Origin of the sequence: Kitasatospora sp. NPDC089509 (assembly GCF_044749365.1) — a bacterium.
Lineage (GTDB): Bacteria > Actinomycetota > Actinomycetes > Streptomycetales > Streptomycetaceae > Kitasatospora.
Map to the genome: position 1 here is coordinate 45,709 of NZ_JBIVHS010000042.1, position 9,926 is coordinate 55,634.

Annotated in this window: 14 protein-coding genes; 12 read left to right on the top strand and 2 right to left on the bottom strand. The window is 71.8% G+C overall.

The window, feature by feature from the left end; all coding sequences use genetic code 11:
• The first annotated feature begins 60 nt into the window (after positions 1-60).
• From tpg to ACIP4P_RS43495, 3 genes are all read left to right on the top strand, one after another.
• Positions 61-606 (top strand): telomere-protecting terminal protein Tpg, encoded by a 546-nt coding sequence (gene tpg, locus ACIP4P_RS43485; RefSeq protein WP_400929556.1) that lies wholly within the window; start codon positions 61-63, stop codon positions 604-606.
• A gap of 110 nt (positions 607-716) precedes the next feature.
• Positions 717-968, top strand: coding sequence for a DUF6213 family protein (locus ACIP4P_RS43490; RefSeq protein ID WP_400929557.1), 252 nt, complete (start codon positions 717-719; stop codon positions 966-968).
• A gap of 104 nt (positions 969-1,072) precedes the next feature.
• On the top strand, positions 1,073-1,405 hold the full coding sequence (locus ACIP4P_RS43495) for a hypothetical protein (protein ID WP_400929559.1): 333 nt from the start codon (positions 1,073-1,075) through the stop codon (positions 1,403-1,405).
• Between the two features lie 221 nt (positions 1,406-1,626).
• Here ACIP4P_RS43495 and ACIP4P_RS43500 read toward each other — a convergent pair whose 3' ends face one another.
• Together ACIP4P_RS43500 and ACIP4P_RS43505 are read right to left on the bottom strand one after the other, a co-directional pair.
• Positions 1,627-1,857, bottom strand: coding sequence for a hypothetical protein (locus ACIP4P_RS43500; RefSeq protein WP_400929561.1), 231 nt, complete (start codon positions 1,855-1,857; stop codon positions 1,627-1,629).
• Positions 1,858-2,175: 318 nt separating this feature from the next.
• A complete protein-coding gene (locus ACIP4P_RS43505; protein WP_400929563.1) occupies positions 2,176-2,865 on the bottom strand; it encodes a hypothetical protein in 690 nt (229 codons plus the stop codon).
• A 136-nt stretch (positions 2,866-3,001) separates the two neighbouring features.
• On the opposite strand from ACIP4P_RS43505, the gene ACIP4P_RS43510 reads away from it, so the two are divergent.
• The 9 genes from ACIP4P_RS43510 (at position 3,002) to ACIP4P_RS43550 (ending at position 9,654) form a co-directional block, all read left to right on the top strand.
• Positions 3,002-3,232, top strand: coding sequence for a hypothetical protein (locus ACIP4P_RS43510; RefSeq protein WP_400929565.1), 231 nt, complete (start codon positions 3,002-3,004; stop codon positions 3,230-3,232).
• A 94-nt stretch (positions 3,233-3,326) separates the two neighbouring features.
• Positions 3,327-4,370 carry a hypothetical protein gene (locus ACIP4P_RS43515; RefSeq protein ID WP_400929567.1) on the top strand — a complete coding sequence of 348 codons (1,044 nt, stop codon included), beginning with the start codon at positions 3,327-3,329 and terminating at the stop codon, positions 4,368-4,370.
• A gap of 179 nt (positions 4,371-4,549) precedes the next feature.
• Entirely contained in the window at positions 4,550-4,711 is a 162-nt protein-coding gene (locus ACIP4P_RS43520; protein WP_400929569.1) for a hypothetical protein, read from the top strand.
• A gap of 186 nt (positions 4,712-4,897) precedes the next feature.
• Entirely contained in the window at positions 4,898-5,464 is a 567-nt protein-coding gene (locus tag ACIP4P_RS43525; protein ID WP_400929571.1) for a hypothetical protein, read from the top strand.
• A gap of 138 nt (positions 5,465-5,602) precedes the next feature.
• Complete coding sequence (locus ACIP4P_RS43530; protein ID WP_400929574.1) at positions 5,603-5,887, top strand: hypothetical protein; 285 nt, start codon at positions 5,603-5,605, stop codon at positions 5,885-5,887.
• A gap of 664 nt (positions 5,888-6,551) precedes the next feature.
• Entirely contained in the window at positions 6,552-8,201 is a 1,650-nt protein-coding gene (locus tag ACIP4P_RS43535) for a replication-relaxation family protein (protein ID WP_400929577.1), read from the top strand.
• Between the two features lie 174 nt (positions 8,202-8,375).
• A complete protein-coding gene (locus ACIP4P_RS43540) occupies positions 8,376-8,945 on the top strand; it encodes a hypothetical protein (RefSeq protein WP_400929580.1) in 570 nt (189 codons plus the stop codon).
• Positions 8,946-9,055: 110 nt separating this feature from the next.
• The gene (locus ACIP4P_RS43545; protein ID WP_400929583.1) at positions 9,056-9,406 is read left to right on the top strand and encodes a hypothetical protein; all 351 of its coding nucleotides are present in this window, start codon (positions 9,056-9,058) and stop codon (positions 9,404-9,406) included.
• Positions 9,403-9,654 carry a hypothetical protein gene (locus ACIP4P_RS43550; RefSeq protein ID WP_350518610.1) on the top strand — a complete coding sequence of 84 codons (252 nt, stop codon included), beginning with the start codon at positions 9,403-9,405 and terminating at the stop codon, positions 9,652-9,654. The genes ACIP4P_RS43545 and ACIP4P_RS43550 overlap by 4 nt, the downstream gene beginning before the upstream one ends.
• Positions 9,655-9,926: the final 272 nt, after the last annotated feature.

The window sequence follows — 9,926 nt, forward strand, 5'->3', positions numbered from 1 at the left end:
CCGCCCACCGATGACCACCAGCAGTGGCCGCCGATGCCGGCGGCCGGGAAGGAGAGCAGCGTGAGCCGGGAGATCGACGAGGGCCTGGAGCGGGCCGAGCGCACCAAGCCGATCCCGCAGTCCACCGCCGCCCGGATGCGCTTCCTACTCAAGGGCGCCAAGGGCTCCACCAAGCAGCTCGCCCAGGACCTCGGCGTCTCCCAGCGCACCGTGCAGCGCTGGCTCAAGGGCCAGGGCACCCCGAAGCCGGCCGCGGCGAAGGCCATCGAGACCAAGGTCCGCGCCGCCTGGCAGCCGCGGGTGAAGCAGCGGGTGCGCCGCGACGCCGAGAAGAACGGCTTCATGCTCCACATCCAGGCGACGTTCGGCTACTCGGCGGCCGGCGGCTCCACCGACGACCCCCGCCCCCGCATGATCACTCAGAAGATGCCCGGTGAGGTGGCCCAGAGGCTCTACGAGGCCCGGGACGCCGGAGCCGGCCAGGACGAGCAGGAGCGGATCCTCGCGGAGGGCCTGCGCGAGTACTACTTCAAGGACACCGGGCGCCGCGGCCGCGGCCTCGACGTCGAACTCAACGACGTCGCCTGGATGGACATGGAGCTGTAGAACCACCCGCCGGCGGCCCCGTGTCGCCGAAAAACACAAGTCCCGGCCACCAAAAAGGGCGGCCGGGACTTTTTCCTGCCCCACCACCGAAATCCGTCCGGAGGAAAGCCATGGAATCCCATAACAGCGGCGAGCAGCGGTTCCTCCTGCCGGTGCGCCGCGACCAGGACGGAACCCTGGTGGTCCCGGCCGACTACGTCACCGGCCTGCTGCGCGGCATCGCCGCCACCTGGCAGGACTGGGCGGCCGACGGCGTGCCCGGCCTGGACCCGGTCACCGCCACGGGCCTGGGCGCCGTGCTGGAGCACCTCGCCGACCAGCTGGACGTCCAGTGCATCGCCCAGGCCGACAGCCAGAACTGACCCCAGGACAGACAGAGAGGCCGGGCCGCCCGGCGACTTCCAGGGCCCACCCCGTGCGACGGGGCGGGCCCTTTCGCATGCCCCCGTCGAAGGAGACCGCCCCGATGCCGACGCTGCACTACACCCCCGCCGCCGCCCGTGCCCTGGCCCGCCTGGAGAAGGGCCGCCGCGCCGACGCCCGCCGGCTGCGCCGGGTCCGCCGCGCCCTGGAGCGCCTGGCCGCCGACCCGCACCACCCCGGCCTGAACTCCCACCGCTACCCCTGCCTGCCCGGACACGAGCACACTGCCGCCTGGACCTCCTACGTCGACCAGGGCGCCGGCGCCTGGCGCCTCCACTGGACCTGGGGCCCCGCCGACGACGGCGCCACCGGCCACGGCCAGAACGGCCAGGGCGGCGCGGTGGTCACCGTGCTGCGGGTCGGCCCGCACCTGTGATGGCATGTCCGCGGCCGGAAAACTCGCAGGTCAAAGCCCTGGCCATCCGCTGATCGGCGGGTCTAGCATTCCCCGCACGGCGGCCCCCCACAGCACCACCGGGCTGCCGAGCAGCGCAGCCGCGCCTCCCGTCGGTGCTGCTGGCCTCCCACCGGCCGGGCCTGTGCGGAACGCGCCCCCCGTCGTTCCCCGGCCCGGCCGGGCTGCGCCTCGCGGCGGCCTCAGCTCTCCGGGGTTTCGGCGGTGTCCGGGCGGGCGGCCTGCTTGAGCTTCATCTCGGCCTTGTGCCGGTTCTCAACCCCGGCCCGGTACGGGTGGGCGTACAACTCGGCGCTCACCGCAGCGAACGCGGCCCGCTGCTCCTCGGTCGGGTCGGCGGCCCAGTCGGCCTCGGCGGCGTACCAGCGGCGCTGGAGTTCGAGCAGGTCAGCAGGGAAATCGGTGTCGGACACCAGCCCATCGTAGATCGCACATCCGTACGGCCCACCGCCATCGCCCGGCGACCCGCCGTGCCTCGAAGCCGTCCGGGCCGTGCCCGCTACGCTGCTGCCGGTGCCCGCCGGACCTGAGACGCACAATCCGGGCCATCACCGGCGGGCACCGCCGGGTCGCCGTCGGCCTGGGACAAGGCTGAGACACCCCTGTCCCAGCACGCCCGGTATGCCCGATTCGCTAGGACGGTCCCACCCTAAAATCCCAGGTCACGACACTCTGCGTCCGGACCTGGGGCAAGGGTGGGACAGCCGACCGCAACCGGCTGCCGGCCTCCGTCAGGGCTCCCGGAAGCGGATCAGGGGCGGGTGTTCGACGGCGTCCGGGTCGGCGCGCGGATCGTACGCGGCGAGGCCGGCCTCACGGACCAGGCCGGCGATCCGGAGCCACTCGCGGTGGTCCGCCTCGGCGGTGAGCACCGACCAGTCGGCGTTCGGGTCCTCCAGGGCCAGGCCCCGTACGTGCTGGAGCTGCCCCAGCGCCCTGTCCGCGGCCAGGGCGATCTCGGCCGGCGTCATCCCGTCCGCTTCCCGGCACACCGCCGCCCGGTGGAAGCGCTCGGACTCCGGGTGGAGCTCCAGCTGCTCGCCGGGCGGGCGCAGCCAGCGGGTGGGGATGGTGTGGGTGACGGTGTTGGGGAAGGTGAGGGCCTGGCCGTCGGCGTCGGTGACGATGCCGGTGATCTCGTACTCCTGGCCTTCGGCGAGGTCGAGGGCGGCGGCCTGCCCGGGGCTCAGGCGCAGCACGACGCGGCCGGCCGGGAGCTCGCGGCTGACCACGACGGTGCCGGGCTCGTCGCCGAGAGCGGTCACCGTCACCGTGACGCGCCGCCCGCGGGCGAGGTGCAGCTGCATCGCGGCCTGCCACTGGGCACGGTTGGCGGGTAGCTCGTCGCGCATCCGCGCGGGAAGCCGCTGCGGGATGCTCGCGATGTAGGTCTCGCCGACCACGACGTCCCCGCTGCGCATCGCCGCCTCCTCGCCTGTGTCTGCCTCCATCCTGCCCCGGCCCGCGTCGCGACCGGGCAGCTCGCGCTCCAATAGGCCCGGGTACCGGTCCGGCGTCCCCGTCGGGGCCGGCCCCCCGGGTGACAGGATGTCAGTCATGAGTGATCACACCGGCCCTCCGTCCCGGCGCCTGTTGGCCCAGCCGTTCTCGCACGCGAGCGCCGCCACCGACGAACCGGTCGCCGAGCGGCTGCTCCCGGCCGAGCGTCTCGCCTCCCCGTTCTCCGTCCCGGTCGTCCCGGCCCCGGCGGCCGCGCGCCCCGCACCTGGCGGGCGGCGCCCGTTGGGGAAGGGCGGCCTCTCCTATGCCGCCGGGACGGCCGACTGACACCCTGCCGGGCCCGGCCCCGCGCGCGAGCGCTGGAGGTCGGGCCCGGCAGAGAGGGCCGCGGTTGTCCGGGGGCCGGTTACGCTCTTCGATCATGGAGACGGAAAACGACGCGCGAGGAAACAAGGCCGACATCGATATCGACGCGCGTCGAATTGAGGGGAAGCCGGAGACACCCCACTGCCCGGAGTGCGACACCGAACTGCGCACCACCGGACCGGGCCGCCGCCCGGTCTACTGCGGCCGGGGCTGCTCATCCAGGGCGTACCGCCGCCGGCGGTCCGAGGGGCAGCAGGACGCCGTCGCGGACGCCCTCATTGCCTCGCGCGTCGAAACCCCGGACGACTTGGACGACGGCCCCCGCCAGTTGATGGAACTCGCCGCAGCCGTCCAGCGCGCCTCCGCCCGCTACCTCGAGCGCCTGGAGCAGGCCCGCCGCGGCGAAGGCGACGACCCGCGCTGCAACCAGGCCCTCAAAACCCTGGAAACCGCCATCACGGGAGCCACCCAGCGCCTGCTGCGCCAGGCCAACGTCCTGCGCTACGAGATGACCGCCACCCGGCTGAACGCCGCCTCCGAGGGCGCCGCAGGGGAAGCCGCGCCCGCTTTCCCAGAATCGTCGCGCGTCGAATCAAGCGCCATCGCCGGTCCGGTCGCCCCTGTCGTCGGCCATCTCATTTCCCCGCGCGTCGAAACAAGCGGAACCGGGGGCAGCCCCGTGCTCGCCGCCTCCACCGTCAATACGTCGCGCGTCGAATCACCGCAAGCTGCGCCCGCCGGCGCCGTACCGCAGCCGAGCACCGTCCCGGTGGAGGAACTGCGCCTGGCGCTCGCCGCCGAGCGCTCCTCCACCAGCCCGCTCCTGCGCCACCTCGGCGCGCCCACCGCAACCCGCGCGGATGCGACCGGCTCGGTGCTGGTCGAGAGCTGGAACGCCGACCCGCGGGTGCTCGCGGTCCGCCGGCCCGACCGGCGCCTGGTGGGCTGGCTCGAACACGCGGCCAGCGGCAACGGCTGGGCGGTGTTCATCGACGGACGGGCTGTCGTCGACGCCGCCGACGCCCTGCCCTGGCTCGCTGAAAACGCCGACCACGCCCTCACCCTGCTCCTAGTGGCGCTCGACCAGCACCTCGCCTGACAGTGAGGATGTGACGTGGCCAGCCGGGCGGCCTGAGCCGGTTCGACCTGATCTGCAACATCAGCTCGCTGATCGGCGAGCCGGGCTGGGACCTCGCCGGGTGGACCCGGGCCCCCGGCCTGTTCTACGTCCGCAAGGACGGCCGCGCGCTCGGCTGGATCGAGCACGGCGCCGGCCGCGTGGACGGCTGGACCGTCCTGGTCGCGGGCACCTTCCTCGTCGACTCCAACACCCCCGACCGCCCGCTCGTCCGCGACACCGCCGACGACGCCGCCCTGCTCCTCCGCCAGGCCCTGGACCAGGGCCTGATCGACGCCGCCGGCCTCGTCCGCCAGCCCTGACCATCGGTTGGCCCGATCGAGGTCGCCGCTGCGCCCACGGCCGCCGTCCCGGCCGGGGACGGCCGTTGGGCCGAGGACGGCCGACGCCTCCTCGGCGGCGCCGACGTACTGCGGCCTCCGAAGACACCACCGAGGGCACCACCACAGTCGCGCTACCCCTGTGCCCGGCAGCTCGTTGAACAGGGCGTGACAACACAACAGATCACCGAACAGGCAGCTGTCGATCTTCGCGAGCTTCCCGCCGAAGCCTTCACCCCCTCCGACCGGGCCCGCGTCCAGCTCGCCAGCAGCATCGCGAGCAGAGCTTCCGAGGTCGAGGGAATGGCGCTGCTGCTTGGCGAGGATGTCGCAGTAGCCGGCGACTACGTCGCCCGCGCATGCCAGATCCAGCGCAGCTACGAGAACGTGATCAAGCTGGCGGTCATCGCCGAACGGGTACGCGGTACCAGCTGGGAGCGTATCGGCAAAGAATTCTTCCTCACCGCAGAGGAAGCCGAGAAACGCTGGTCCACAGCCGTGGAGGACTGGCAGGCCAAGACCAAGGCCACCAGCATCTACGTGCGCGAGCCCGGCACGTACGCCGCCCATGCCGACAAGTTCATCATGACCGGCACGGCATACCAATCCTCCACCGTCGTCAGGCGCCCCCTGAGCCAGAGCCTCGACGCGGCCGCACCCCAGACAGGTCGAGACGTCCCAGCTGCCGACCGCGCCTTCGCCGGCGACCAGGCCTGCACCCACTGCCACCGCTGATCCTGCTACCTCGTCCCGCCGACCCTGGTCTCGTCCCGGGCCGGCGGGAGACCCTTCGAAGGCAGCCGTGGCCGTGCTGCGCGGCCGTGAGTGCCTGTTTCTGAACCCCTGGACGGGTTGGGCCAGTAGTTTGGAATCATGCACAGCATCGAGCGGCGGACGGCTGCTGCCCAACGGCTCCTGGACGTCTGGACCGACGACGTGGCGACGGCTCAGGAGTTCCCCGGGGCGCGGTGGACCCTGGATGCCGACGCGAATCTGCACGGCACGGTGGGGACCGACAGCGACGCGGCCATTTGGGCCGACTACCTGGGCATCGTCCTGGTCCCCGCGCCCGGTGGGCGCCTGGGCGGACGCCGGGACTACACCCCTGACGGCCCGTTCGGGCCAGTGGTTACGGTGGCTCTGACAGTGGACAGGTAGTAACCAGCTTCGCTGGCCTCTGGGTGAAGGTCACCGTGGTGACCGTGCCCCGGAAACTCAGATACCCCACGCGTCCCAGGACTTCCGTTCGCCGTGACCGTACGGCGAACACTTCCGCAAACTTCTCGTTTCGGATATCCATGGCGTGACCTGCGGCTTTGAGGTTCAGAAACAGGCACCGAGCGGCGTGCGGCGGACCGCAGCGGGTAGCGTTCTTCATGGCCTATTCCGGGCCCCTGTGAGCCTCTGCCAGAGCGTGCCGCGGACCCGGCGAGGCGGAACAAATCCCCGGGTGTCTCCCCGGGGGCGTCCCCGGGTGCTGCCCCGGGGGGCTTCCCTTCCGAGGGTTTCGACATTCCCGCAGGCCAGGGCCCAAAATCGAGGCCGACAAGCTTGCCGACAACCCTCTCCCTCCCCTTCCTGTCCTTGGCTTGTGGTGTTGGTGGTTGGCGGTTGGGTGGGGCGGTACGGGCCCGGGTTCGCTCCAGGTCCGACGGGCCCTGTTGCCGCTCCGGGTCCGCTCTGCCCCTTCCCCTCGTGGCCGGGTGGCCGCGCGCCTCCCGGTGGTCGGCGCTGGCGGGGCGGGGCAGGGGTGGTGCGGCGGCCGGGCGGTGTCGGTGGCGTGAGGTAGAGAGGCAAGACGATCACCGCCACGGGGAGCAGCATGGATGACCACGACGAGTACGACGGCCAGGGCGAGCAGCCGCCCGGTGGCTCGGCCGGCCCCGGCCGGGTCCACTTCCGCCGCTCCGCCCGCAACCCCAACGGCTCCACCGCCCCGCTGCGCGCGGACGTGCTGGCCGCGCTGGGCGTGTTGAAGATCGCCACCTACAAGCAGCTGCACGCCCTGGTCGCCGCCGACGAGTACCGCGACCACCACCGCGTCGAGCACGTCGCCGAAGCCGTGCGGGACCTGGAGAAGCACAAGCTGGTCGACGCGCGCGGCGCCACCTCACCGCCGGGCCGCCGTCCCGCCGCCAAGGCCTCCCCGGACACCGGGGGAGCCGCGAAGCCGAAGCCGGGCGGGCCCGGCGCGCAGAAGATCGTCGGCCTCACCCCGCTCGGCCTCGCCGCGGCCGCCGAAGCCCTCGGTGACGACCGCGACATGGGCGGCCACGCCCGCGGCGCCGGAGCCACCGGCGCCCCGCACGCCATGCTCGTCAACGAGCTCATCATCACCGCCGTCACCGGCACCACCACCCACGGCGCCCCACCTCGCGCCGACACCCGCCAGGCCCCACCACGCCGCGCCCTGCCCGCCGGCCCGCTGCCCGGCGGGATCGAGGCCTGGGCCACCGAGACACCCCACACCATCACCGGCAAGTACAACGTCATCCCCGACGCCGTCGTCCGCCTTCCCGAGCTCGGCATCCCGGTCGCCTTCCTGGAACTCGACCGGGGCACCATGACCGACATCCGCAAGGTCGCCGGCAAGCTCGACAACTACAAGCGCTACTTCGACCGCACCGTCCATGACGGCGGCCAGGAGCGCCTTGAGGTCGAGGTCCGCTACAACGCCCCCGAGCCCGCCTACGGCTACAGCCCCCGCAGATCCGTCCGTCCGCCCGTGCTGTTCGTCCTGGACCAGGGCACCCGGGGCAGCCGCCCCCGATACAGCCCCGAGGCCCTGGAACAGCGCCTGAAAGACCTGCGCAACGCCACCGCGGAGCACTGGCAGGGCTGGGCTCACGAACAGGAGGGCGTCACCTACGCCACCTTCCACGGCAAGATCCCCGTGCTCGGCACCACCGTCGAGCGCCTACGGGAGCACGGCTGGCAAGGACCCACCTGGTGGCGCTTCGGCCGGCCCGGCTGGCACTCCCTCACCGACGCCCTCGACGACCAACCCGACTGGGACCTCATCGACCAGCGCCGCCAAGAACGCGAGGACCAGGAGCAAGCCGAACAGAAGCGCGCCGAGCAGGCCAAGCACAACGCCGAGACGGCCAAGCTGCGCAAGGTGCTGCTCGCCGCCCGCGCGCACAACGACGCCCTGCACCCCTGCTACACCTGCCACGGCCCGCTCGGCGGCGCCCACGACTCCCGAGACGAGCTGTACGAGCCGGCCGACCCGGACCGCCTGGAGTGCCCCGCCTGCGACCACCAGCGCCGCACCACCAAGGCACAGCCCATCGTCCTGGAACTGCCCACCGCCCGCGCCCTGCGCCGGGCCGAGAAGAACGGGCCACCCGAAGACGATCCCTGGTGGCAGGTGCGCCTCCTCCACGCGCAACGCTGGCCGAAGCAGGCCCGAAGTGACGGGGAAGTCCCCTACAGCATGACCCAGATCCCGTACGGGCGGTCCATGCCATAGGGCCTCCCGCCCTCCGGGCCGTCCTCGGCCCGCGAAGGAAGAAAGAAACCATGACCAGAACATCCCACTAATCGGAGAGACGGCGTCCGCGCAACCCCGCGCGGGCGCCGTTTGCATTCCCTCCGAAAACCCTGCTAAAAGAGTCATCACTGGTGAAGTCGAAAGGAAAAGGCCATGCGCAGAATCATCAACCCGCGTGAATCGGTCCGCCGCAAGGCCACCGGAATGACCCGGGAACAGATCACCGAAGCCACCCAGGAAGCCGCCATGTGGGAACGCCACCGCTCACGCGTCTGCGATAACGCCGACGACGAAGCCATGATCAAAGACGCCATCGCCCGCCACAAGGAATGGCGTCGCATCGGCTACGTCATGGCCGAAGAACACCTCACCACCTACGACCCCGACCACGACCCCACCGTCCAGCGCTGGAACCGAGAGGCCCGCGCCCGCGAACTCGCCGAAGCCGCCGCCCAGGCCCAAGCCGCCGAGCGCGCGCACCAAGAGCAGCAGCCCGCCCCGGACACCGACCCCAAGACCAAACCCCTCCTCACCGCCCTCGCCCGCGCCGGCCTTCACCCCACCGAAACCGACCACCACACCGTCGGCCAGCTCACCCACCTCGACCACGACACCATCACCCGCATCGCCACCTGGATCGAAGCCGCCCACGACAACGCACTGCGCCGGGCCGCCTCCGCACCCGCGCCCCGGCCGCCCTGGCGCCGCCCGCAAGCCCTGTAGCAGCGGGCCCACCCCGCGGCCCTGCGCCCGATGACCGGCCCGAGACCGCCCCGCACCGGGCCACGGCCAGCTGCCGTACGGTGTCCTAGGCACCTGAGAGGGAGGTACCGATGAGCGCCCAGCCGATCCACGGCCCCGAGCTGATCCCACAGCCCGCCCAAACGCCCCTGGCCCTGTACGAGGCGGTCGCCGCCCTCATGCCCAGCCGGCTGGCCGAGATGACCGCGGACCAGGCCCGGGCCATGACCGAAGCCGTCGAGCGCCAGAGCCTCAAGCCCCTGCTCCGCTTCACCACGAAGTGGGCGGTCGACGTCGAGATCGCACGCCACCCCGAGACGCTCGCCGAGCTGCACCGCGCCGAGTACCTCGCCAACCACGCCCAGAGCCCGGAAGAGCGCAAGCAACAGGCCGCCCTCGCCGGAGCCATCGTGAACGCCGCCGCCGAAGCGGTGCGCGGATGACCTGGGCCTGGGAGTACAACCCGAACGAGGACCACGTCGTCACCGGCGCGCCACTCGCCTTCGTCGCCCAGGTCGAGAGGAAGGCCGACGAGATCGTCCGCGCCGCCGCCGCCCTCTACCTGGACGGCACCACCTACCAGGGGGTCGGCGAGAAGATGAAGACCGCCGACGTCGAAGACGGCCTATTCTGGTACATGACCGTCCCGCGCGACGAACGCATCTACATTCTCCGAGTCCAGGCCCTTTAAGCCCACCGGCGGGAATTTTCCGAAAACCCTCAACCGGAAACACAAAGCTGGCCCCCGATGAAATGGATTTCGAAGAACAGCTGCTTCAGATTGCGCGAGATGGCCAAGTCCACACCCCGCATCCGGCAAGGTTTCCTGACAGGCTCAAACTGATACACTCCTGATGGCCAGTCGACGGATGCCCATTGCCACCGCTGCTTGCGACGGATCGGCGGCCGCCCCGCGGCCCCAGGGTCAGTCCGAAGAGGACTCCACACGCAGCGCCACCCCTT

Coding starts and splice junctions, on each gene's coding strand:
- ACIP4P_RS43490 (WP_400929557.1), top strand. CDS start 717: ATGGAATCCCATAACAGCGGCGAGCAGCGGTTCCTCCTGCCGGTGCGC.
- ACIP4P_RS43495 (WP_400929559.1), top strand. CDS start 1,073: ATGCCGACGCTGCACTACACCCCCGCCGCCGCCCGTGCCCTGGCCCGC.
- ACIP4P_RS43505 (WP_400929563.1), bottom strand. CDS start 2,865: ATGCGCAGCGGGGACGTCGTGGTCGGCGAGACCTACATCGCGAGCATC.
- ACIP4P_RS43510 (WP_400929565.1), top strand. CDS start 3,002: ATGAGTGATCACACCGGCCCTCCGTCCCGGCGCCTGTTGGCCCAGCCG.
- ACIP4P_RS43515 (WP_400929567.1), top strand. CDS start 3,327: ATGGAGACGGAAAACGACGCGCGAGGAAACAAGGCCGACATCGATATC.
- ACIP4P_RS43530 (WP_400929574.1), top strand. CDS start 5,603: ATGCACAGCATCGAGCGGCGGACGGCTGCTGCCCAACGGCTCCTGGAC.
- ACIP4P_RS43535 (WP_400929577.1), top strand. CDS start 6,552: ATGGATGACCACGACGAGTACGACGGCCAGGGCGAGCAGCCGCCCGGT.
- ACIP4P_RS43540 (WP_400929580.1), top strand. CDS start 8,376: ATGCGCAGAATCATCAACCCGCGTGAATCGGTCCGCCGCAAGGCCACC.
- ACIP4P_RS43545 (WP_400929583.1), top strand. CDS start 9,056: ATGAGCGCCCAGCCGATCCACGGCCCCGAGCTGATCCCACAGCCCGCC.
- ACIP4P_RS43550 (WP_350518610.1), top strand. CDS start 9,403: ATGACCTGGGCCTGGGAGTACAACCCGAACGAGGACCACGTCGTCACC.